Here is a 22,026-nt window from a genome sequence, read left to right as displayed (position 1 = left end):
TGGCCGCCATGCTGAAAATCCTGCTGATCAACGATACCTCGAAGAAGCTCGGGCGCCTGCGCACGGCCTTGAGCGAAGCGGGTTTCGAGGTGATTGACGAATCCGGCCTGACCATCGACCTGCCCGCGCGGGTCGAGGCCGTGCGCCCGGATGTGCTGCTGATCGACACCGACTCCCCCAGCCGTGACGTGCTGGAGCAGGTGGTGCTGCTGAGCCGCAATCAACCCCGCCCCATCGTCATGTTCACCGACGAGCACGACCCCACCGTGATGCGCCAGGCGATCAAGGCCGGGGTCAGTGCCTACATCGTCGAAGGCATCCAGTCCCAGCGCTTGCAGCCGATCATGGAAGTGGCCATGGCCCGCTTCGAAAGCGATCAGCAACTGCGCGCGCAGTTGCAAGCCCGCGAGCAGCAGATCGCCGAACGCAAGCGCATCGAGATGGCCAAGGGACTGCTGATGAAAATGAAGGGCTGCGACGAGGAAGCCGCCCACACCCTGATGCGCCGCCAGGCCATGAGCAAGCAGCAGAAGCTGATCCAGGTCGCCGAACAGGTGATCGCCATGAGCGAACTGCTCGAGTGATTGCGCACCGCAACGCAGCACGGTATCGGCCAGGGGCTGCGTTGTGGGGCACGAACCTCCCCCTCCCTGCCCTCCACCGGCGGGCAATGCTCTCGAAAGGCCGAACTTGAGCGCCGCACGGCCCCGGAACAAGAACTGGCACACATAGTGCTCAGGTAATACCCGGTAGCCAACGGCGGCTGCCCCACCCCGACAAAGACGTCGCATTTCCCTTCGTGAAAACGAGCAGGGATGCGGCGTTTTTTTGTTTCTGGCGTCGGCAACAGGGCACAGGCGGCCGGTGAAATCCCCCCGTCCACAAGCCCCAGGCCTTCGTCGAACCCCTTGGCAGATGAGGTGTTAGATGCACAACAGTTTCTGGAAAGCCGGCCATACACCGACCCTGTTCGCCGCGTTCTTGTATTTCGACCTGAGCTTCATGGTCTGGTACCTGCTCGGGCCGCTGGCGGTGCAGATCGCCACCGACCTGCAACTGACCACCCAACAGCGCGGCTTCATGGTCGCCACGCCGATCCTGGCCGGGGCCTTCCTGCGCTTCATCATGGGCATGCTCGCCGACCGCCTGTCACCGAAAACCGCCGGCATCATCGGCCAGGTGATTGTCATCACGGCCCTGCTGGTGGCCTGGAAGCTGGGTATCCACAGCTATGAACAAACGCTGCTGCTGGGGGTGTTCCTCGGCATGGCCGGGGCCTCTTTCGCCGTGGCCTTGCCCCTGGCCTCGCAATGGTATCCGCCGCAGCACCAGGGCAAGGCCATGGGCATCGCCGGGGCCGGCAACTCCGGCACCGTGATCGCCGCGCTGGCGGCGCCGCTGCTGGCCGCCGCGTTCGGCTGGAGCAACGTGTTCGGCCTGGCCCTGATCCCCTTGGTGTTGACCCTGGTGCTGTTCAGCCTGCTGGCCCGCAACGCCCCCAACCGCGCCAAGGCCAAATCCATGGCCGACTACCTGAACGCCCTGGGCGACCGTGACAGCTGGTGGTTCATGTTCTTCTACAGCGTCACCTTCGGCGGCTTCATCGGCCTGGCCAGCGCCCTGCCCGGTTACTTCCACGACCAGTACGGCCTCAACCCGCAAACCGCCGGCTACTACACTGCGGCCTGCGTGTTCGCCGGCAGCCTGATGCGCCCATTGGGTGGCGCCCTGGCGGATCGTTTCGGCGGTATTCGCGCCCTGCTCGGCACCTACACCATTGCCACCCTGTGCATCGGCGCGGTGGGCTTCCACCTGTCCAGCTCGGTGGCGGCCCTGGCGCTGTTCGTCAGCGCCATGCTCGGCCTCGGCGCGGGCAACGGCGCGGTGTTCCAACTGGTGCCGCAGCGCTTTGCCAAGGAAATCGGCGTGATGACCGGTCTGGTCGGCATGGCCGGTGGTATCGGCGGCTTCCTCCTCACGGCGGGCCTGGGGGCGATCAAGCAGAGTACCGGTGACTACCAGCTCGCCCTGTGGTTGTTCGCCAGCCTCGGGCTGATCGCCTGGTTCGGCCTGTACGGAGTCAAGCGCCGCTGGAGAACCACCTGGGGTTCGGCGGCCTTCTCCGCCGCCCGGGTCTGAGCCAAGCTCATGGGCCTGCAACTCAGCTATGCCGAGGCCAGCGCCAGCGGCCCCCGGGAGCAGAACCAGGACGCGACGCGCCTGGTCATCCCGGTGCCCGCCCTGGCCGCCAGCAAGGGTTACCTATTCGCCCTGGCCGACGGTGTCAGCCACTGCGCCGACGGCGGCCTGGCCGCGCGCTCGACCTTGCAGGCCCTGGCGCTGGATTACTACGCCACCCCGCCGACCTGGGGCGTGTCGCAAGCGCTGGACCGACTGCTGCTGGCGCAGAATCGCTGGCTGCATGCCAATGGCGGCCAGTCGCCGCTGCTGACCACCCTCAGTGCGCTGGTGCTGCGCGGGCGTTCATTCACCCTCGCGCATATCGGCGACTGCCGGGTGTATCGCTGGTTTGCCGGGCAGTTGCAGCGCATCAGCGAGGATCACGTCTGGGGCCAGGCCGGCATGCAACATGTGCTGAAACGGGCCCTGGGCCTGGAACAGCACCTGGTGGTCGACTACCTGGAAGGCGAGTTGCGCCAGGACGAACAGTTCCTGATTCTCAGCGACGGTGTCTGGGCAACCCTCAGCGACGCCTCGATCACCGGCATCCTGCAGCGTGACCTGCCGCTGGAAGACGCCACCCAGGCCCTGGTCGAGGCCGCGCACCAGTCCGGCAGCCAGGACAATGCCAGTGCCGTGCTGGTGCGCGTCGACGAACTGGCCGATACCGACCTCGACGATCTGCTCGGACAGGCCGACCAATGGCCGCTGCCGCCGTCACTGAAGCCGGGACAACTGTTCGAAGGCTGGCAGGTCGAGGGCCTGTTGAAACAGAGTCGCCAGTCACTGCTGTACCGGGTCCACGACGCCCAGCAACAAGCCTGGCTGTTAAAAACCCTGCCAACCCAACGACAGGACGACACGGCAGCGGCCCAGAGCCTGCTGCTGGAGGAATGGTTCCTGCGACGCATGGCGGGCCGCCACTTCCCCGAAGTGCACCCCGCCGACCAGCGCCGGCACCTGTATTACCTGATGCGCGAATACCCGGGGACCACCCTGGCCGAACACTTCAACGCCCACGGCAACCTCGGACTCAACCAATGGCTGGAGTTGGCGTCGCGACTGCTGCGGGCCGTGGGCCTGATGCACCGGCGCAACATCCTGCACCGCGACATCAAGCCGGAAAACCTGCTGCTGGGGAACGACGGCGAACTGCGGGTGCTGGACTTCGGCCTGGCCTACTGCCCCGGGCTGACCCGCCAGCGCGACGGCGAACTGCCGGGCACCCCCAGCTACATCGCCCCGGAGGCCTACAACGGTGTACCACCGAGTCCGGCGCAAGACCTGTATGGCGTCGGCGTCAGCCTGTATTACCTGCTGACCGGGCACTACCCCTATGGCGAAATCGAAGCCTTCCAGCGTCCACGGTTCGGCTCGCCGGTGCCGGCCAGCCGGTATCGTCCGGACCTGCCCGACTGGCTCGAACACAGCCTCGACAAGGCCCTGGCCAGCGACCCGGCGCAGCGCTACGAAACCGCCGAGGAATGGCTGCTGGCCCTGCAACAGGCCGAGCACCTGCCGCCACCGCGCCCCCGGCCCTTGCTGGAACGCGAGCCGGTCAAAGTCTGGCGCGCCCTGGCGCTGGGCTCCCTTTTACTGAACCTGGTCCTGCTGGCCTGGCGGCTGCACGGCTGAAGCGAACGCCCCTCTGGAGAAATGAACATGCATGGCAAAGTCTGGTTGGTTGGCGCGGGCCCCGGTGACCCGGAACTCTTGACCCTGAAGGCGGCGCGCGTGCTGCACGGTGCCCAGGTGGTGATGGTCGATGATCTGGTCAATCGCGCCGTGCTCGAACACTGCCCCGAAGCCCGGGTGATCGCCGTGGGCAAGCGCGGCGGCTGCCGCTCCACACCGCAGGCGTTCATCCATCGGCTGATGCTGCGCTATGCCCGCCAGGGCAAATGCGTGGTTCGCCTCAAGGGCGGCGATCCGTGCATCTTCGGTCGCGCCAGCGAAGAAGCCGACTGGCTGCAGGCCCGCGGGATCGAGGTCGAAGTGGTCAACGGCATCACCGCCGGCCTGGCCGGCGCCACCCACTTCGGCATCCCGTTGACCTTGCGCGGCGTGGCCCGTGGCGTGAGCTTCGTCACCGCCCACACCCAGGACGACAGCCCGCTGGACTGGACCGCCCTGGCGCAAAGCGGCACGACCCTGGTGGTCTACATGGGGGTCGCCAAGCTGGCGGAAATCCGCAGCAACCTGATTACCGCCGGGCTCGCCGCCAGCACCCCCGTGGCGCTGATCGAGAACGCCTCGCTGCCGCAGCAACGTGAATGCCGCAGCGACCTGGCGAACATGCACGAAGATGCCCTGGCCTTCGAACTGAAAAGCCCGGCGATCCTGGTGATCGGCGAGGTGGCGGCCAGCGCCTCGAGCAGCGTTCAAGCCGCCCGTTCGTCCCCGGGGCTGCGTTCGAAGTAGCGCTTGTACTCGCGGCTGAACTGCGAGGAACTCTGGTACCCCACCCGATGCGCGACCTGGGCCACGCCCAGGCCGTCGGCCAGCAACAACTGCTGCGCCTTGAGCAGGCGCAGGCGCTTGAGGTATTGCACCGGCGACAGCAGGGTGACGCGCTTGAAATGCTCGTGGAAGGTCGACAGGCTCATGTTCGCGCAACTGGCCAGGGTCTCGACGTTCAACGGCTCGGTGTAATGGGCATGCAGATGGCCCAGGGACGCCGCGATCCGGGAAAAATGTCCCTGCTGCTCCACCAGCGCGCGCAGCACTTCCGACTGCGGCCCGCGCAAGGCGGCGAACAACAACTCACGCACCCGCGCCTCCCCCATGACCCGGCACTCCAGCGGATCCTGCAGGCAACGCAGCAAACGCTCGACACAGCCGCGCATCGTGTCGTCCAGCACCACCGAGGCCATGGACTCCGGCGTCTGGGCCGCCGCCGGGCTGTCATGGTTGATGCCCATGGCCAACACCAGTTCACCGAGCATCCCCCGGTCGATTGCGACCGAAATCCCCAGCAGGGGCGCGCCGTCGCCGCCGGCAAAGGTCTCGCACTCGAAAGGCACCGCCAGCGCCTGGATCAGATAGTGTCCGGCGCCATATTCCAGGGTCCGCACACCCAGGTAGGCCAGCTTGCTGCCCTGGACGATGATCATCAGGCTGGGCTCATAGATCTGCGGACCACGGGCCACGTCACAACCGACCCGCAACACCTGCACGCCCGGCAACAAGGTCGGCACGAAGCCGTCGCGAGTGGCCAGGGGTTCGATCAGCGCAACCAGGGGGGCATTGGCGTCCAGATGACGGGTCAACAGCATGGCAAAAACTTCACGGAAAAAGGGATGGGAACATCTTCGCAGGTCCGGGGACACAGGCGAATGGCGAAAACGCGATACCGGAGGAATAGGCAAGATACGCGGAGGAATCGCCATGGCCGTACCCGCGCTCGACGCCGAGAATGGCTCGCCTCAACCGTCACAGCTTTGCGAGGTTCCTCATGTACACCGCCATCGGTTACGCCGCCCAATCGCCTACCACGCCCCTCGCCCCCATGACTTTCAAGCGTCGTTCGCCGCGACCCGACGATGTCGCCATCGAGATTCTCTACTGCGGCGTCTGCCACTCCGACATCCACCAGGCCCGCAACGAGTGGGGCATTGCCGTCTACCCGTTGATGCCCGGCCATGAAATCGTCGGCAAGGTCACCGCCGTGGGTGCCAACGTCACCCGGCACAAGGTCGGCGACCTGGTGGGCGTCGGCTGCATGGTCGACTCCTGCCGCCACTGTGAAGCCTGCCACGCCGACCTCGAGCAATACTGCCTCGAAGGCCCGACCATGACCTACGCCACCCCCGACCGGGTCGACGGCAGCAACACCATGGGCGGTTATTCCGACAGCATCGTAGTCAGCGAACACTTCGTCGTGCGCATTCCGGAAAAACTCGACCTGGCCAGCGCCGCGCCGATTCTCTGCGCCGGCATCACCACCTACTCGCCCCTCAAGCACTATGGCGTCAAGCCGGGCGACAAGGTCGGGATTCTCGGCATGGGTGGCCTGGGCCACATGGGCATCAAGTTCGCCAAGGCCATGGGCGCCGAAGTCACCCTGTTCACCCGTTCGGCGAGCAAGGCCGAGGAAGCGCGTCGCCAGGGCGCCGATCATGTGATCGTGTCCACCGATGCCGGGCAGATGGCTGCGGCGGCGGGTCGCTTCAACTTCCTGCTGGACACCATCCCGGTGCAGCACGACCTCAACCCCTACCTCGACACCCTGGCCTTCGACGGCGTGCACATCCTGGTGGGCCTGATCGAACCGGTGGACCCGGCGCTGCATGCCGCCAAGCTGGTGCTCAAGCGCCGGGTACTGGCCGGATCCTTGATCGGCGGCATTGCCGAAACCCAGGAAGTGCTGGATTTCTGCGCCGAGCACGGCATCACCTGCGACATCGAGATGCTCGACATCCGCCAGATCAACGAGGCCTACAGCCGCATGATCGCCGGCGACGTGAAGTACCGCTTCGTGATCGACATGGCGACCCTCAAGGTCTGATAAAAGGCTGCGCAATCGACTTCGGTTGCGTCGGTGCCCATCCGGACGCCATCGCCGGCAAGCCGGCTCCCACAGTATCAGCGTCGCACGCAGAAATTGCGTCAGACGCAACATTGTGGGAGCCGGCTTGCCGGCGATGAGGCCCTCAAAACCGGCATCACCCTTAATCCATGTCACCGTCGGCACTACGGCCGCATGTTATATTCCCGTCCCTTTCCGACCCTCAGAAGGAATGCCGACGGTGAACAAGAAGACCGGCATCAGAGCCCAGCAAGCCGACCAGACCCGCGCGCGCATCCTCAAGGCGGCGGTGAAGGTGTTCACCCGCGACGGCTATTCCGGTGGCCGGGTCGAAAGCATTTCCCGTGAGGCCGACTCCAACGACCGCATGCTCTATTACTATTTCGGCAGCAAGGAACGCCTGTTCATCTGCGTGCTGGAACACATCTACGAGCAGTTCAACAAAGCCGAAAGCAAGCTCAAGCTGAACCTGGAGGAGCCGCTGCAGGCCTTGCAGGCGCTGGTGGCCTTCGTCTGGAACTACTACGTCAAGCACCCCGAATTCGTCGCCATCCTGAGCATCGAGAACCTGCACAAGGGCCGACATGCCCAGCAGTCGGGCGAATTGCGGCGCCTTTCCGGCGAAGCGGTGGGCGTGCTGCGCCCAATCATCGAGGCGGGCCAGGCCAAGGGGATCTTTCGCCAGGACCTGGACATCAAGCACGTGTACCTGATGATTGCCTCGCTCTGCTATTTCTATAACTCCAACCAGCACACCCTGAGTTCGTTCCTCGGTGAGCCGCTGGCGGAGAAGCGCCAGCAGCAGGACTGGCTGGCGTTTATCAGTGACCTGGTGGTGCGCGGCGTACTGCGCCTGCCCTAAGTCGCCTGTTACACAGAGACCTCAAGACAAGCACATTTATTGTGGCGAGCGGGCTTGCCCGCGCTGGGGTGCGAAGCGCCCCTAAAATCAGCGACCTAGGTATGTCAGGCAGAACGCGGTGATCGGTTTTGCGGCTGCTTCGCAGCCGAGCGCGGGCAAGCCCGCTCGCCACAATGTCCCTGCATCTGCCAGGAATGTCCCTGCTTCTTCCAGATTTGATCAGTGGGTTCCGGGATTGGCGCGCACCCGGGCCACGGCCTTTTCCAACCCCTGCCACGGCGCCGCCTCACCGGCAAACCGACTGCGCAGATACGCCGCCAACTCCGCCACCTGGGTATCCGACAGGCTATCCTTGAACCCCGGCATATAACCCAGATCCCGGGTCGCCGGATTCTGGATGCCCTGCAGGATCACCTTGAGCAGATTGTCCGGCACATCGCTGTGCACATTGCTGTTGGTCGCCAGTGACGGACTGACCCCGAACAGCTTCGGCCCCAGCCCGTCGGCATGACAGCCCTGGCAGGAACCCTCGAACAACCGCTGGCCATTACTCAGCGACAACTTCACCTCCGGCACCGCCCGCACAACCTTCTCCACCGCCGCCACCGGCCGGGTCGCCTTCTCCACCACCTGCGCCTCAGCCTGCGCGCCGTTGAGCGACGCCAGGTACACCGCCATCGCCCGCACATCCTCTTTCGGTAATTTCGCAAGCTCCGTGACCACCGGCCCCATCGGCCCCGCCGCCACGCCGTGGGCCTCGGAGTAGCCCGTGCTGAGGTAGGTGAACAGCTGATCCTCGGTCCAGGGCGTCGGCGCCTTCGACAAGCCGTTCAGCGCCGGAGCCTCCCAGCCATCGACCATGGCCCCCGCGAGAAACGCCGCCCCGCCCTTCTCCGCGCCCAGGAGATTGCGCGGCGAATGACAAGCCGCGCAGTGCCCCAGGCCATTGACCAGATAGGCGCCACGATTCCATTGCTCGCTACGCTGCGGCTGCGCCTGGATTTCCCCCTTGCGCAGGAACAAGGCATTCCAGCTGGCCATCAACGGCCGCTGGTTGAACGGAAAGCGCATGGCATTGGCCTTGACCGGCTGGCTGACCGGCGCCTGGGACATCAGGTAGGCATACAGCGCCTGCATATCGGCATCGTTGATATTGCGAAACGCCGTATAGGGAAACGCCGGGTACAGATTGCGCCCATCACGGCCAATACCCTCGCGCATCGCCCGCTCGAAGGCCGGATAGGACCAACTGCCGATGCCGGTCCGCACATCCGGAGTGATATTGCTGCTGTAAAGCGTGCCGAACGGCGTCTCCATCGCCAACCCGCCGGCATTGGTCGCGCCGCCCGGTGCCGTGTGGCACACCGCACAGTCGCCGACCGCCGCCAGCAAGCGTCCGCGCTCAAGGGTCGCCGCCGACCAGGTCCCGGCACTCGGCGGCGCGATGGGGGCGATTTCGCCATGCCAGGGCCAAGCCGTGGCGGCCATCCCGAGCAGCGCGCCGAAAGCCGCGAACAACGAACCGAACAACCATTTCGAACGCTTCGCCGGCGACTTCGGCGGGTCCCCGGCGGTCCCGGCATTGAGCGCCTGCAACACCCGCTCCGGGGTGATCGGCAGTTCGCGAAAACGAATCCCGGTGGCATCGAAGATCGCATTGGCAATCGCCGCCGCGCTCGGCACCGAGGCCGATTCGCCGGCGCCCATGGGCGGTTCGCTCTGGCGCGGCATCATCAGCACATCGATCGGCGGCACCTCGGGAAAGGTCAGGATCGGATAGCCGCCCCACTCCTTGCTCGTCACCGTCGACTCCTCGAAGGTCACCCGCTCCTTGAGCACCCGGCTGGTGGACTGGATCACGTTGCCGTGGATCTGGTGCCGTACCCCGTCGGGGTTGATCATCATCCCCGAGTCGTGGCCGATCACCACCCGGGTCACCGAGACGTCGCCGGTCTGTCGGTCCACCGCCACATCCGCGACCCAGGCCGCCCACGCCGCGCCGAAGCCGGGAAACTTGCTGTGGATATAACGCGCGTAGGCGAAACCGCGACCGCGCAGCAGATGATCTTCGCTCGGCGTTTGCATCGGCGCGGTGCGCGGGGTCCAGGCGGCGCGTTCGGCGGTGGACTTCACCAGGTCCACGGCCCGCTGGTCCGGCAGGTAACGCAGGCGATATTCCACCGGATCGACCCCGGCGGCGAAGGCCAGTTCGTCGATATAGGACTCATGGGCAAAGGTGTTGGGCAAGGCCGACACCCCGCGCATCCACGAGGCCCGGACAATCGGCGACATGTCGTTGATGCTCACCCGCATGTGCTCATAGGCGTAGGGCGGGATCGAGGTGCGGTCGCCCATTTCGAACATCGCCGCCACCGGCTCGACCCGGCCGGTCAGCAGCAAGGCCAGGGTCGGCGCACCGTTGGACGGGTAGCTGGTCTGGAAATCGTAGGCGGCCACGCTACCGTCGGCATTCAGGCCGCCATCGATGTCCATCAACTGCGCCGTGCCCTTGGGTTCCCAGGCGTGTTCCTGGTCGCGGGTCAGTTGCACCCGCACCGGTTTGCCCACGGCCCGGGACAGCAACAAGGCGTCGGCGCAGACATCATCGGCGCAGTTGCGGCCATAACAGCCGGAGGCCTCCATGCGGATGATCTCGATACGCTCTTCCGGGTACTCCAGCAGCCAGGCCAGGTCGGCCCGCAACAGATGCGGATTCTGGCTGCCGGACCAGACCCGGATGCCCTCCTCGCGATAATCCGCCAGGCCGCAGGACGGGCCGATGGAGGCATGCATCTGATAGGGCCACAGGTAGGTGCGCGGCATGCGCTGGCTGGCACCGGCGAGTGCCGCGTCCACGTTGCCCTGGTCCAGCACCGTGCGCTTGATTCGCGGGTTGTCGCGAATCGCCTGCTCGACATTGCTCAGGTCCGGCAGCTTCTGCGTCCAGTCCTTCCAGCGCACCCGCAGTTCCCGAGCGGCCTTCGCCGCCTGTTCCTCGCGCAGCGCGACCACCCCGACGAAGTCACGGATCACCACCACCGCGACGATCCCGGGAATATGCGCGATGGACGACTCGTCGACCTCCAGCAGGCTGTTGCCGACAAAATCGCCGCTGTCGAAACCGGCATAGGGTGGGCGCACGACCCGGCCATGGAGCATGTCCGGCACGCGCATGTCATGGACATAGGTCAGCTCGCCGGTGGCCTTGCCCGGAATATCCACCCGCGCCGTGCCCTTGCCCACCAGCCGATAGTCTTGCGCCAGCTTGAGCGGCGCGTTGCCGCTGATGCGCAACTCATCATGCTCGCCCATCACCAGTTCGCTGTAGCTCAAGGCCCGGCCATCCGCCGCCTTGACGATACCGCGTTCGACCCGCAGCGCCTCCGAGCTCACCGCCCAGCGCGCGGCGGCCCGCTCCAGCAGAAAGCGTCGGGCTTCGGCCGCGGCATTGCGCAGGGGAATCGCGGAAATCTGCAAGGTGGCGCTTGCAATGGTCGCGCCCTGGTTCGGCGCGCGCTCGGTGTCGCCGAGCACCATGCACACCTGCTCCAGCTCCAGATCCAGCTCTTCGGCGACGATCTGCGCCAGCGAGGTGCGAATGCCGGTGCCCAGGTCCACGTGGCCGTTGAAGGCATAGACCCGACCATCGTCGTTGACCGCGATGAACAACCCCAGCTCCTTGGGTTTTACCACCGGCGTGCCGCCCTTGGCCACCGGCCCCGAGGGCGGCAGGATGTCGTCGACGATCAGCAGCACGCCGGTCTTGGCCAGCCATTGATCGCGGGTGGGGATGGCGTCGCTCATGGTCGTCGATCCTGGTTCAAGGCAAGGGACGGGCGGCACGCAGCACCGCGCGAAGGATTTCGATATGGGTGCCGCAGCGACAGAGATTGGCCGAGAGTTCCTGGCGGATCTGCACTTCGCTGGGGTGCGGATTACGGTCGAGCAAGGCCTTGGCGGTCATGATCATGCCGTTCAGGCAATAGCCGCACTGGGCGGCCTGCTCGTCGATAAAGGCCTGTTGCACCGGGTGCGGCGCCTCACGACTGCCGAGGCCTTCGAGGGTGACGATCTGCCGATCCGCCGCGCCGGCCAGGGGAAAGACGCAGGAACGCGCGGCCACGCCGTCGACGATCACCGTGCAGGCGCCGCACTCCCCCAGGCCGCAGCCGTACTTGGGACCGTTGAGCAGCAGGTCGTTGCGCAGCACCAGCAACAGCGGCGTATCGGCCATGGCCGTGACCGAATGGCGCTGGCCGTTGACCTCGAGGGTCAGGGTGATTTCCTGCGTCGTCATGGATTGCGCCCGCTTCATTTGATGAAGTAATTACTTCATGAAAAAGGCGTGGGTCGAGGACGATGTCTCCTGACGACACACTTTTTCTATGAAGTGGTTACTACATGAATGGAGAGCAAGAAGAGTGCCAGCCGACCGCCAGGCACCCGGATACTTCGCGGGGAACAGCGATTATTCGTCGCGGTCTTCGATCATCTTGCGCAACAGGAACAGCACGGCGACCTGCTCGGCGGGGTTGAGGTTGCTCATGGTCAGTTCACTGATCCGCGCCGCGCAAGGCACGGTCTGCTGCACCAATTGACTGCCGGCCTCGGACAACCCGACGATAACCTTGCGCCGGTCTTCGGGATCCGGCTCCAGGGTGATCAGCTCACGGGCCTTGAGCCGCTCGACGATACCGCGAATGGTGGCCTGGTCCACGGCGGTGGCCTTGACCAGTTCGGTCAGAGAACTGGGACCGTGATCGCGCACCGCGCACAAGGTGACGAACTGCACGGCGGTGAGCTGCGAATCACCGACATTCTGCTGGAAGATCGCCATATGCCGCTGGTAGGCCTTGCGCAGCAGGTGGCCGACTTGCTCGGAGAAAACGTAAGGGCTGGAATCAGGAGTATCCGACACGGCAGGCTCGAAAAGGCGAAGGAGAATGGGCAGGCATGATGGACAGGTTGTCGGGCGGACTCAAGCCTGAGCTCGCCCGACCGCCCACGGACTCAGCGAACCCGCGACGCCTCCGGCGCCACCACATCGCCGCCGAGCACCACCGCCTGGTCATCCAGGTACACATCGCAATGGCGCAGCGGAATGTCCATGTGGCACGGCGTCTTGCGCGTCCCGCCCACCTCGGTATTGGGTCCGGTGGAGAACAGGAAGTTGCCATAGAACGCCCGGGCATCCATGCACATGCCGTCGTTCTTGTCGTGCAAGCCCATCGCCGTCCACTGCGCCCGTGGCTGCAGGCCCCAGCCGATATGGGAGATGCCGTACACCTCGGGATCGTTGAAATACTTCATGTAGTCGCGCAGGTACCCGGCCTCGAAGCCGCCGTGGATCGAGGTGATAAAGCCCTTCTCGATCTCCAGGGTGATCTTCTCCCGGGTGTAGGTCTTGAACGGCAACAGGATGTCGCCGACGTCCAGCACCAGCACGCCCTCGGCGGTTTCCTCGTTCGGCCAGGAGAACAGGAAGCCGCTCGGCCAATGGTCCCAACGCCCCGGCTCGTCGGCGAAACCGTACTCGGTCACCGACGGATACTGCCCCAAGGCCGCGCGGAAATCGCTACCGGCGCGAGACTTCACATGGATCGAACGGGCCTTCTTCAACAGTGCTTCCGCCGCCAGCACCCGCACCTTGTCCGCCTCGGTGGGCAGCATCCGCGCCAGCACCTCCGGCGGCTCCACCGCCAGCAGGATGCGCGTGCCGGTCTTGAGGATCTGCTCCTGCTCCGGCGAGTGCAGCAGCATCATGGTGTCGACGATCAGATCCGCCGCCTCCAGCGCCCGCTGTGCGGCGAGATTGCCGGTCAGCGCGGTGTCGCCACAGTAGGCGGTCATGTCGTTACCCATGGCCGTCGGATGGTTGAACGACGGCAGTTCCACCGCGTACACCTTGGCCCCCAGGCGCTGCGCCGCCTCCATCGCCGAACGCACGGTGCGCGGGTCGGAGTAATGGCTCTTGAGCACCGCAACACTCTGGGTCGGATCGACTTTCGACAGCTTCAACACGTGCTCGAACATCTGCGTCAGTTCGCAATCACTTACCGGCATTTCCTCTCTCCTCTTCGCTCGCGCTGCACCAAGTCGAGGCGCGACGCTTCAGTCCAGTGCGTTTTTATAGCGTATACGCCATTTAATATCGATAAGACCTGAATTAACGGCGCTCTGCAAGCAGCAAACAAAAACGTTACCAACCCACACACAACCCATAAATAATGGTTACAACGGGTTACCCATGGCGAAAACCGGTCAAAATTTAATTTTCACAGAGGATCTTCTCTTTTCAAAAAAAGAGCGTATACACTTTAAAAACCCGGTGGCCGAACCCGCCACCCCACACTCGGAACGAGGAGCAAGCCCCATGGCAAGCACGCAAAAAATCGCCATCGTCGGCGCGGGCCTGGGTGGCGCCGCCGCCGCCACGCTGTTGCAACAAGCCGGATTCGACGTGTCGATCTACGAGCAGGCCCCGGAGTTTTCCCGCCTGGGCGCCGGGATCCACATGGGGCCCAATATCATGAAGATCTTCCGGCGCATGGGTATCGAGCAGCAGCTCGACCAGATGGGCTCGCACCCGGACCACTGGTTCAGTCGCGACGGCCTGAGCGGCGACTACCTGTCGCGCATTCCCCTGGGAGAATTCGCCCGCAAGGAATACGGCGCGTCCTACATCACCGTGCACCGTGGCGACCTGCACGCGTTGCAGATGTCGACGATCCAGCCCGGCACCCTGCACTTCAACAAGCGCCTGGAAAAGATCGAGGACACCGGCGACCAGGTGCGCCTGAGCTTCACCGACGGCAGCACCGCCAGCGCCGATATCGTCATCGGGGCCGACGGCATCAACTCGAAGATCCGCGAGGAACTGCTGGGCCATGAAGCGCCGCTGTACAGCGGCTGGGTCGCCCACCGCGCGCTGATCACCCGCGACCAGCTGGCGCGCTACGACTTCGATTTCGAGGACTGCGTCAAGTGGTGGAGCGAGGACCGGCACATGATGGTCTACTACACCACCGGCCGGCGCGACGAGTACTACTACGTCACCGGCGTGCCGCACCCGGAGCTGGACTTCGAAGGCCCGTTCGTCGACAGCAGCCGCGAAGAGATGTTCGAGGCCTTCCAGGGTTACCACCCCAGCGTGCAGGCGCTGATCGAAGCCACCGACACCGTGACCAAATGGCCCTTGCGCAACCGCAACCCGCTGCCGCTGTGGAGCCGAGGTCGCCTGGTGTTGCTGGGCGATGCCTGCCACCCGATGAAACCGCACATGGCTCAGGGCGCCGGCATGGCCATCGAAGACGCCGCGATGCTGACCCGCTGCCTGCAGGAAACCGGCCTCGGCGACTACCGCACCGCCTTCGAACTCTATGAAGCCAACCGCAAGGAGCGCGCCTCGCGGGTCCAGGCGGTGTCCAACGCCAACACCTGGTTGCGCACCCAGGAAGATCCGGCCTGGGTCTACGGTTACGACCTCTACGCCCAGGCGCTGAAATCGGGGGTGGCGGCGTGAGCACTTTCGTACACGGCGGCAACGTCCAGGCCAACGGCATTCGCCAGCACTACCTGCGCTATGGCGGCACGGGCCCGGCGCTGATCCTGATCCCCGGGATCACCAGCCCGGCGATCACCTGGGGTTTCGTCGCCGAACGCTTCGGCCGGCACTTCGACACCTATGTACTGGATGTCCGTGGACGTGGCCTTTCCGCCAGTGGACCTGCGCTGGACTACAGCGCCGAGACCTGCGCGGGGGATATCGCCGCCTTTGCCGCCGCCCTGGGCCTGGATCACTACCACCTGGTCGGCCACTCCATGGGCGCGCGCTTCGCCGTGCGCAGTGCCGTGCTCAGCCCCGCCGGGGTGAAAAGCCTGGTGCTGATCGACCCGCCGGTGTCCGGTCCGGGTCGTCGCGAGTACCCGAGCAAGCTGCCCTGGTACGTGGACTCGATCCGCCAGTCGCTGATCGGGATGGACGCCGAGGCGATGCGCGCCTTCTGCGCCACCTGGACCCCGGAGCAACTGCAACTGCGCGCCGAATGGCTGCACACCTGCTATGAGCCGGCCATCGTCAGGGCATTCAACGATTTCCACGAGGTGGACTTCCACCAGGACCTGCCCCGGCTCGAGGCCCCCGCGCTGCTGTTGGTGGCGGGTCGCGGTGGAGTGATCCTGCCTGAGGACGAAGCCGAAATCCGCGCGCTGCAACCGAGCATCCGAATTGCCCACGTGCCCAACGCCGGCCACATGATTCCCTGGGATGACCTGGACGGCTTCTTCGCCGCCTTCGGCGACTTCCTGGGCGTGCGCCTGACCTGAAACCTGTAGGAGCGAGCTTGCTCGCGATGGTAGTCCGGGTACCACTGGGTATCAGGTGCCCCGCGTTATCGTTAACGCCCATCGCGAGCAAGCTCGCTCCTACAGGGCCTGACCTGAACCTTAAAGGAGACCCGCATGATCAAGCCCTACCGCATCGGCCAGATCGTCCCCAGCTCGAACACCACCATGGAAACCGAGATCCCGGCGATGCTCCTCGCACGCCAGGCGATCCGCCCGGAACGCTTCACCTTTCACTCCAGCCGCATGCGCATGAAGCAGGTGCGCAAGGAAGAGCTGGCGGCCATGGACGGTGAATCCGACCGCTGCGCCGTCGAGCTGTCCGACGCCAAGGTCGACGTGCTGGGCTACGCCTGCCTGGTAGCGATCATGGCCATGGGCCTGGGCTATCACCGCCAATCCGAAGCCCGCCTGCGCAAGGCCACCGCCGACAACGACGGCAACGCCCCGGTGATCACCAGCGCCGGCGCCCTGATCGAAGGCCTGAAAGTCATGGGCGCCAAGCGCATCGCCATTGTCGCGCCCTACATGAAGCCCCTGACCGAACTGGTGGTGAACTACATCCGCGAAGAAGGTTTCGAAGTGGTGGACTGGCGCGCCCTGGAAATCCCCGACAACCTCGAAGTGGCCCGCCACGACCCGGCCAACCTGCCGGGCATCGTCGCCGGCATGAACCTGGAAGGCGTCGATGTGATCGTGCTCTCGGCCTGCGTGCAGATGCAGTCCCTGCCGGCGGTGGCCAAGGTCGAGGCGCAGACCGGCAAGCCGGTGCTGACCGCCGCCATCGCCACCACCTACGCCATGCTCAAGGCCCTGGACCTGGAACCCATCGTTCCCGGTGCCGGCGCCCTGCTCTCCGGCGCGTACTGATCGAGGAACTAGGCCATGAGCGAACAAAGCGCCAATGACAACTACCAGGGCGTCTGGGGTCAGCGGATCGGCTTCGGCCACACGCCGGCCCTGCTGATGATCGACTTCATGCAGGGCTACACCACCGAAGGCGCGCCGCTGTTCGCCCCCGGCGTGGTCAGCGCCGTGGCCGAAAGCGTCGAGCTGCTGGCCTGCGCCCGCCGTCACGGAATTAAGGTGGTGCACACCAATATTCGCTACCATCCAGGCCATTTCGCCGATGGCGGCATGTGGGTGCGCAAGGCGCCGGTGATGAAGGACATGATCGAGGGCAACCCGCTGGCGGCCTTCTGCGAAGCGGTGCTGCCGCGGCCTTCGGAAGTGGTGATCAGCAAGCAATACGCCAGTGCGTTTTTCGGCACCAGCCTGGCCTCGCAGCTGCACGCCCAGGGCATCGACACCGTGGTGCTGGCCGGCTGCTCCACCAGCGGCTGCATCCGCGCCACCGCCGTGGATGCCGTGCAGCATGGTTTCAGGACCATCGTCGTACGTGAATGCGTGGGCGACCGCCATCCGGCGCCCCATGAAGCGAATCTGTTCGACATCGACAGCAAGTACGGCGATGTCGTCAGCAAACAGGAAGCGATCTCGAAGTTCCAGGGAGCTTGACCGCAGAACCGTGCCATAGAGCATGGTCGCGTAAAAAACTGAGCGCCGCCTCCGTGCGGAGCGTGGCGCCCAGTCTTCTGACACTGCCTTTGGAAGCCGCCTTATCGGTGCTCCCAGAGCACAGTATGTAAAGCGGCTGTATAAAAACCATAAGTCACCGCCAGGAGACATCCGATGCCCATTGCGAATGCGACAACCGCGACCTCGGTCGCCGATCCGACCCAAGCGCTTTACCACAAGATCACCTGGAAACTGATCCCGTTCCTGTGCTTCTGCTACCTGGCCGCCTACCTCGACCGGATCAATATCGGCTTCGCCAAACTGCAGATGCTCGACCAGCTGCACTTCAGCGAAACCGCCTTCGGCCTCGGTGCAGGGCTGTTCTTCGTCGGCTATATCCTCTTCGAAGTGCCGAGCAACCTGGTGCTGGAAAAGGTCGGGGCGAAAGTCTGGATCGCGCGGATCATGATCACCTGGGGCCTGCTCTCGGCCTGCACGCTGCTGGTGACCTCCACCACCCAGTTCTACATCCTGCGTTTCCTCCTCGGCGCCGCCGAGGCCGGCTTCCTGCCGGGCGTGCTGTTCTACCTGACCACCTGGTTCCCGACCCACCGGCGCGGGCGGATCATCGCCCTGTTCATGATCGGCCTGCCGCTCTCCAGCGTCATCGGCGGACCGCTGTCGGGCTGGGTCATGGGCCACTTCGACCAGGTCAGCGGGCTGCGCGGCTGGCAATGGCTGTTCCTGATCGAAGCCGTCCCCAGCGTGTTGCTCGGGATCCTGACCTTCTGGGCGCTGCCGAACCACTTCCAGCAGGCCAAATGGCTCAGCGAAGAGGAAAAGGCCGTGCTGGAAAACGAACTGCAGAGCGACGAGGCCGGCAGCCCCGAGAGCAAGCAGCACTTTCGCGACGGCTTCTTCAACCTCAAGGTGTGGATGCTCGGCGGCATCGACTTCTCGATCCTGCTCAGCGCCTACGCCATGGGCTTCTGGATGCCGACCTTCATCCGCAACGCGGGGATCACCGACACCTTCCATATCGGCGTGCTCACCGCCCTGCCGAGTGTCGCCGCCCTGCTGGGCATGCTGTTGATCGGCGCCAGCTCCGACAAGCATCGCGAACGCCGCTGGCACATCATCGTGCCGTTCTTCATCGGCGCCGCGGCCATGGCCACCAGTACCTTCTTCACCCATAACGTGGTGGCGACGGTCACCCTGTTCGCCATCGCCTCGGCGGCGATCATTGGCGCGGTGCCGGTGTTCTTCAGCCTGCCGGCAACCTTCCTCAAAGGCACCGCGGCGGCCACCGGCTTTGCCCTGGCCTGCTCGCTGGCGAACATCGCCGGGCTGGTCAGCAACTCGCTGATGGGTGTGGCCATCGACCTCACCGGCAGCAGCGCCGGGGCCCTCTGGTTCTTCGCCGGTTGCCTGATCCTCAGCAGCGGCCTGGTGATCGCCCTGCCGGCCAAACTGGTCAATCGTTAAGTGACCACTGACCTGCCGATGGCCTTTCCAGGCGTCGGCAGGCTAGGCTGGATCAGCACAAGACAATCACAACTCATTGGGGCACATCACCATGCAACGCTTTCTCAAGGGCTGCGCGCTGGCGTTGGCTGTCGGCTTGTCCGCCGGCTCGCTGCAAGCGGCTGAAAAAGTCATCATCGACACCGATTTCAACGTCCTCAACGACGACGGCCAGGCCTTTATCATGCTGGCGCAGTTACACGCACAGAAGAAGATCGACCTGCTGGGCATGACCCTGGTCAGCGGCAATGCCTGGGTCGACCAGGAACAGGTCGACGCCCTCAGGGCCGTGGAACGCATGGGGGTGGAAAAGGAGATCGGCGTCTACTCCGGCGCGGCCTATCCGCTGCTGCATGACTTCGCCACTTATCCACAGGAGCAGGCGCTGTTCGGTGCCGGCTGGTCGGGGGCGTTCAAGAGCCCGCGACCGACCTCGGCGGCGCAACTGGTGGCACCGCCCGATGGCCTGGCGACGCATACCAAACTGCGCAGCGAAACCGCCCCGCAGTTCATTATCGACAGCGTGCGCAAGAACCCGCACGAAGTGACCCTGCTGGCCATCGGCCCGCTGACCAACCTGGCCCTGGCGATCCGCCAGGCGCCGGATATCGTGCCGCTGATCAAGCGCATCGTGTACATGGGCGGCGCCATCGAGATTCCCGGCAACACCACGCCGGCGGCGGAGTTCAACTGGTGGTTCGACCCGGAGGCGGCGAAGATCGTCCTGCGCTCGCCCATCGAACACGTGATCTTCCCCAACGATGTCTGCGAGAAAGTCACCTTCGACGCCTCGGTCTACCAGCGGGTGATCGCCGCCAAGGGTGCGGTGCCGGAGCTGTACAAGAGCGTGTTCGGGCCGCAGTTCGCCAAGGACCCGGGTTACCACAGCTTCACCTGGGACAGCCTGCCGGCGTTGTTCCTCGCGGAACCCGAGATCGTCACCGAGTCGCGCGAGATGTGGATCGATGTCGACACCCATTTCGGGCCGGACTACGGTCGCGCGCTGGGCTACAAGAAGAGCCCGCCGGTGGGGACGCAGAAAGCCAGGATCGTGTTCGCGGTGGACCAGAAGAAATTCTGGAACGACTACGTGTCACTGGTGACCTTGCCGACGCCCGTGAAAAAGCCCTGAGGCCAGCGGTGACCGCTCAGCGGTCACCTTTCCCCCGAACGCCGCCGTCCTACGCCACCCCAGATAAAAACGACCAACGGCAAAAAAATAAACGACAGAACTTTCCTACTTTCCCTACCCGCATCACCGCCATCCCCCCTTCACCTGCCTGCGCGAGCCTGCGAATTAACTGACTGTAAACAAAGAATTTCTGCATTTTTTGACGCGGTTGGAAGCACTTTGCCTTCAGCCCACAACACAAAAAGAATTGGCTGACAGAAATAGCTCACATCTCCTTGTACAGTCGCCACCTGTCAATTTTGACAGGTCCCAAAACGTTTTTTTCTGTTTATAACTTCACGGGCGATCTGCGGAAATCGCCAGTGACGTTGGGGCCCTTTTCGCCAGGAACGCCTGAGCAACTCAGCCAAAAAAACCGATGAATCTCTTCAATCGCATTTTTGCGGGAGTTTCCGACATGCACGCTTCACTCTCCAAACCCACCGCCACCAACGCGCCCACGCTTCCCCCTGCACCGCCAGCCACCGAACCGCGCCCACGCATCAGCCTGACCCGCAAGGAGCTGGAGGTCATGGAGTGGGCCGTGATGGGCAAGTCTTCGTGGGAAATTGCACAAATCCTTGAATGCACGGAATCGGCGGTGAACTATCACTTCGCCAATATCCGGGTCAAATTCAAGGTGTCGTCGCGCTGGGCCGCCCTGCGCAAGGCGGCGGAAATGGGCCTGGTGCAGCTGTGACACCGATCCCCGCCGGCTGGCCGGCGTGATACTCACAGTCCCGACCTGATCGTCACACGAGAACTGCACTCGGCAGTTGTGACCCTCAGGCGCCGTTGCGATTCGCTCCCCCCTGAACAGACCGACGCCCCAAGGCTCCTGCTTCCATGACCCGACATATCCTCCTGGCCGACGACCATCCCGTCGTGCTGCAAGGTGCGCGAATGGCCATCAGCTTTGCCGACCGCGACGCGGACCTGCGGCTGCATGAAGCCCGCAGCACCGATGCGCTGCTCACGCATTTGCAACGACAGCCCTGCGACCTGCTGCTCACCGACTTTTCCATGCCCAACGGGCGCTTCCCCGACGGCATCACCCTGATCCGCTATATCCGCCGGCACTTTCCCCGGCTCAAGGTGCTGGTGATGACCATGCTCAACAGCCCGGCGTTGTTACGGGCGGTACTCGATCAGGGGGTGACCGGGCTGTTCGACAAACATCGCCCGCTGCACGAGCTGCGCACGGCGGTCGAGCACGTGAGCGCGAACCGCGAGTACCTGAGCCCCAGCTTTGCCCTGCTGCTGAAAACCCACGGCACCAGCGCCCTGCTCGATACCCCGCTGTCACAACGGGAGCTGGAAGTGCTGCGCCTGTTCGGCCAGGCCTGCTCCGGCCGGGAAATCGCCGAACGCCTCAACCGCAGCGAAAAGACCATCAGCCGGCAGAAGCGCACGGCGATGGAAAAGCTGGGGCTGCGGCATAACGGCGAGTTGGTAGAGTATGTGCGGCGGGTGGGGTTGAACGGATCTTGAAAACACCGCTCCCCTGTAGGAGCCTGGCTTGCCAGCGAAAAGGCCCATAAGCCCCCTAAAAACCTCGCAGGCAAGCCACTCCTCTACAGGTTTCGTCTGCTTTGCTTAAAGACTCAGACGCGCAATCGCCAACCGAGTACATCCATCAGGTCACAGCCGTCGCGCAGGACCATCGCCGGGACTTGAAGGATATGTTGGAAGTCGATGTCGTTGGCATTGTGCAGTTCGATGCGGGCCAGGGATTCGAGCATTTGCGTCGCGGCCAGGAAGCGCGCGGCGGCGTTGGCGTGGAGCACGTCGGTTGGGCTTTCGGCATCGATCAGCAGGCTAGGGATCAGGCAGTCGATAGCGGTAAGAGGTATGTATTTAGTCATGGGTAAAGCCTCGTTTTTTAAATGAAAGCCATCA

20 protein-coding genes are annotated in these 22,026 nt (G+C 64.3%); 14 read left to right on the top strand and 6 right to left on the bottom strand.

All coding sequences use genetic code 11. The features are described from left to right. Window positions 1-8 precede the first annotated feature (8 nt). The 4 genes from NUH87_RS25815 to cobA all read left to right on the top strand — a co-directional run bounded on the left by NUH87_RS25815 (window position 9) and on the right by cobA (window position 4,602). The gene (locus NUH87_RS25815) at window positions 9-584 is read left to right on the top strand and encodes an ANTAR domain-containing response regulator (RefSeq protein WP_338523207.1); all 576 of its coding nucleotides are present in this window, start codon (window positions 9-11) and stop codon (window positions 582-584) included. Window positions 585-927: 343 nt separating this feature from the next. Further along, window positions 928-2,139, top strand: coding sequence for a nitrate/nitrite transporter (locus NUH87_RS25810; RefSeq protein WP_338523206.1), 1,212 nt, complete (start codon window positions 928-930; stop codon window positions 2,137-2,139). 9 nt (window positions 2,140-2,148) lie between these two features. After that, complete coding sequence (locus tag NUH87_RS25805) at window positions 2,149-3,816, top strand: bifunctional protein-serine/threonine kinase/phosphatase (RefSeq protein WP_338523205.1); 1,668 nt, start codon at window positions 2,149-2,151, stop codon at window positions 3,814-3,816. A 27-nt stretch (window positions 3,817-3,843) separates the two neighbouring features. Further along, window positions 3,844-4,602, top strand: a complete 759-nt coding sequence (gene cobA, locus NUH87_RS25800) for a uroporphyrinogen-III C-methyltransferase (protein WP_338523203.1) — start codon at window positions 3,844-3,846, stop codon at window positions 4,600-4,602. Here cobA and NUH87_RS25795 read toward each other — a convergent pair. After that, window positions 4,563-5,456 (bottom strand): AraC family transcriptional regulator, encoded by an 894-nt coding sequence (locus NUH87_RS25795; RefSeq protein WP_040063003.1) that lies wholly within the window; start codon window positions 5,454-5,456, stop codon window positions 4,563-4,565. The genes cobA and NUH87_RS25795 overlap by 40 nt on opposite strands. Window positions 5,457-5,635: 179 nt before the next feature. Here NUH87_RS25795 and NUH87_RS25790 point away from each other — a divergent pair, with 179 nt between their 5' ends. Both NUH87_RS25790 and NUH87_RS25785 read left to right on the top strand, forming a co-directional pair. Next, the gene (locus NUH87_RS25790) at window positions 5,636-6,688 is read left to right on the top strand and encodes an NAD(P)-dependent alcohol dehydrogenase (RefSeq protein WP_338523201.1); all 1,053 of its coding nucleotides are present in this window, start codon (window positions 5,636-5,638) and stop codon (window positions 6,686-6,688) included. Between the two features lie 232 nt (window positions 6,689-6,920). Next, the gene (locus tag NUH87_RS25785) at window positions 6,921-7,571 is read left to right on the top strand and encodes a TetR/AcrR family transcriptional regulator (protein ID WP_338523200.1); all 651 of its coding nucleotides are present in this window, start codon (window positions 6,921-6,923) and stop codon (window positions 7,569-7,571) included. 219 nt (window positions 7,572-7,790) lie between these two features. Here the strand turns inward: NUH87_RS25785 and NUH87_RS25780 are convergent, their stop codons facing one another. The 4 genes from NUH87_RS25780 to NUH87_RS25765 all read right to left on the bottom strand — a co-directional run bounded on the left by NUH87_RS25780 (window position 7,791) and on the right by NUH87_RS25765 (window position 13,634). After that, the gene (locus NUH87_RS25780) at window positions 7,791-11,375 is read right to left on the bottom strand and encodes a molybdopterin cofactor-binding domain-containing protein (protein ID WP_338523198.1); all 3,585 of its coding nucleotides are present in this window, start codon (window positions 11,373-11,375) and stop codon (window positions 7,791-7,793) included. Window positions 11,376-11,391: 16 nt separating this feature from the next. Further along, window positions 11,392-11,868, bottom strand: coding sequence for a (2Fe-2S)-binding protein (locus tag NUH87_RS25775; RefSeq protein WP_338523197.1), 477 nt, complete (start codon window positions 11,866-11,868; stop codon window positions 11,392-11,394). Between the two features lie 171 nt (window positions 11,869-12,039). After that, a complete protein-coding gene (locus NUH87_RS25770) occupies window positions 12,040-12,489 on the bottom strand; it encodes a MarR family winged helix-turn-helix transcriptional regulator (RefSeq protein ID WP_040065821.1) in 450 nt (149 codons plus the stop codon). Window positions 12,490-12,581: 92 nt separating this feature from the next. After that, window positions 12,582-13,634: a 2,5-dihydroxypyridine 5,6-dioxygenase gene (locus NUH87_RS25765; protein ID WP_338523195.1), complete on the bottom strand. Its 1,053-nt coding sequence runs from the start codon at window positions 13,632-13,634 to the stop codon at window positions 12,582-12,584. A 310-nt stretch (window positions 13,635-13,944) separates the two neighbouring features. Between NUH87_RS25765 and NUH87_RS25760 the strand changes: the two genes are divergently transcribed. From NUH87_RS25760 to NUH87_RS25725, 8 genes are all read left to right on the top strand, one after another. Then, the gene (locus tag NUH87_RS25760; protein ID WP_338523194.1) at window positions 13,945-15,093 is read left to right on the top strand and encodes an FAD-dependent monooxygenase; all 1,149 of its coding nucleotides are present in this window, start codon (window positions 13,945-13,947) and stop codon (window positions 15,091-15,093) included. After that, on the top strand, window positions 15,090-15,896 hold the full coding sequence (locus NUH87_RS25755) for an alpha/beta hydrolase (RefSeq protein ID WP_338523193.1): 807 nt from the start codon (window positions 15,090-15,092) through the stop codon (window positions 15,894-15,896). Before NUH87_RS25760 ends, NUH87_RS25755 begins: the two co-directional genes overlap by 4 nt. Window positions 15,897-16,031: 135 nt before the next feature. Next, entirely contained in the window at window positions 16,032-16,784 is a 753-nt protein-coding gene (locus NUH87_RS25750; protein ID WP_338523192.1) for an Asp/Glu racemase, read from the top strand. 15 nt (window positions 16,785-16,799) lie between these two features. Next, window positions 16,800-17,432, top strand: coding sequence for an N-carbamoylsarcosine amidohydrolase (locus NUH87_RS25745; RefSeq protein ID WP_338523191.1), 633 nt, complete (start codon window positions 16,800-16,802; stop codon window positions 17,430-17,432). Between the two features lie 174 nt (window positions 17,433-17,606). Next, window positions 17,607-18,917, top strand: coding sequence for an MFS transporter (locus NUH87_RS25740; RefSeq protein WP_338523190.1), 1,311 nt, complete (start codon window positions 17,607-17,609; stop codon window positions 18,915-18,917). Window positions 18,918-19,008: 91 nt separating this feature from the next. Then, complete coding sequence (locus NUH87_RS25735; protein WP_338523189.1) at window positions 19,009-20,088, top strand: nucleoside hydrolase; 1,080 nt, start codon at window positions 19,009-19,011, stop codon at window positions 20,086-20,088. Window positions 20,089-20,545: 457 nt separating this feature from the next. Further along, window positions 20,546-20,827 carry a helix-turn-helix transcriptional regulator gene (locus NUH87_RS25730; protein ID WP_338523188.1) on the top strand — a complete coding sequence of 94 codons (282 nt, stop codon included), beginning with the start codon at window positions 20,546-20,548 and terminating at the stop codon, window positions 20,825-20,827. A gap of 146 nt (window positions 20,828-20,973) precedes the next feature. Beyond that, complete coding sequence (locus NUH87_RS25725) at window positions 20,974-21,618, top strand: response regulator (RefSeq protein ID WP_338523187.1); 645 nt, start codon at window positions 20,974-20,976, stop codon at window positions 21,616-21,618. Window positions 21,619-21,731: 113 nt separating this feature from the next. Here NUH87_RS25725 and NUH87_RS25720 read toward each other — a convergent pair whose 3' ends face one another. Next, entirely contained in the window at window positions 21,732-21,992 is a 261-nt protein-coding gene (locus NUH87_RS25720) for a short-chain dehydrogenase (RefSeq protein WP_338523186.1), read from the bottom strand. Between the last annotated feature and the right edge of the window lie 34 nt (window positions 21,993-22,026).

Origin of the sequence: Pseudomonas batumici (genome assembly GCF_036585405.1) — a bacterium.
Classification (GTDB): Bacteria; Pseudomonadota; Gammaproteobacteria; order Pseudomonadales; family Pseudomonadaceae; genus Aquipseudomonas; species Aquipseudomonas batumici.
Note: the sequence above shows the minus strand (reverse complement) of the source record. Positions and strands in the feature narration are given on the sequence as shown.

What these genes read in the sequence shown, in the direction of transcription:
- NUH87_RS25815 (WP_338523207.1), top strand. Translation starts at nt 9, where the DNA reads ATGCTGAAAATCCTGCTGATCAACGATACCTCGAAGAAGCTCGGGCGC.
- NUH87_RS25810 (WP_338523206.1), top strand. Translation starts at nt 928, where the DNA reads ATGCACAACAGTTTCTGGAAAGCCGGCCATACACCGACCCTGTTCGCC.
- NUH87_RS25805 (WP_338523205.1), top strand. Translation starts at nt 2,149, where the DNA reads ATGGGCCTGCAACTCAGCTATGCCGAGGCCAGCGCCAGCGGCCCCCGG.
- cobA (WP_338523203.1), top strand. Translation starts at nt 3,844, where the DNA reads ATGCATGGCAAAGTCTGGTTGGTTGGCGCGGGCCCCGGTGACCCGGAA.
- NUH87_RS25795 (WP_040063003.1), bottom strand. Translation starts at nt 5,456, where the DNA reads ATGCTGTTGACCCGTCATCTGGACGCCAATGCCCCCCTGGTTGCGCTG.
- NUH87_RS25790 (WP_338523201.1), top strand. Translation starts at nt 5,636, where the DNA reads ATGTACACCGCCATCGGTTACGCCGCCCAATCGCCTACCACGCCCCTC.
- NUH87_RS25785 (WP_338523200.1), top strand. Translation starts at nt 6,921, where the DNA reads ATGCCGACGGTGAACAAGAAGACCGGCATCAGAGCCCAGCAAGCCGAC.
- NUH87_RS25780 (WP_338523198.1), bottom strand. Translation starts at nt 11,375, where the DNA reads ATGAGCGACGCCATCCCCACCCGCGATCAATGGCTGGCCAAGACCGGC.
- NUH87_RS25775 (WP_338523197.1), bottom strand. Translation starts at nt 11,868, where the DNA reads ATGACGACGCAGGAAATCACCCTGACCCTCGAGGTCAACGGCCAGCGC.
- NUH87_RS25765 (WP_338523195.1), bottom strand. Translation starts at nt 13,634, where the DNA reads ATGCCGGTAAGTGATTGCGAACTGACGCAGATGTTCGAGCACGTGTTG.
- NUH87_RS25760 (WP_338523194.1), top strand. Translation starts at nt 13,945, where the DNA reads ATGGCAAGCACGCAAAAAATCGCCATCGTCGGCGCGGGCCTGGGTGGC.
- NUH87_RS25750 (WP_338523192.1), top strand. Translation starts at nt 16,032, where the DNA reads ATGATCAAGCCCTACCGCATCGGCCAGATCGTCCCCAGCTCGAACACC.
- NUH87_RS25745 (WP_338523191.1), top strand. Translation starts at nt 16,800, where the DNA reads ATGAGCGAACAAAGCGCCAATGACAACTACCAGGGCGTCTGGGGTCAG.
- NUH87_RS25740 (WP_338523190.1), top strand. Translation starts at nt 17,607, where the DNA reads ATGCCCATTGCGAATGCGACAACCGCGACCTCGGTCGCCGATCCGACC.
- NUH87_RS25735 (WP_338523189.1), top strand. Translation starts at nt 19,009, where the DNA reads ATGCAACGCTTTCTCAAGGGCTGCGCGCTGGCGTTGGCTGTCGGCTTG.
- NUH87_RS25730 (WP_338523188.1), top strand. Translation starts at nt 20,546, where the DNA reads ATGCACGCTTCACTCTCCAAACCCACCGCCACCAACGCGCCCACGCTT.
- NUH87_RS25725 (WP_338523187.1), top strand. Translation starts at nt 20,974, where the DNA reads ATGACCCGACATATCCTCCTGGCCGACGACCATCCCGTCGTGCTGCAA.
- NUH87_RS25720 (WP_338523186.1), bottom strand. Translation starts at nt 21,992, where the DNA reads ATGACTAAATACATACCTCTTACCGCTATCGACTGCCTGATCCCTAGC.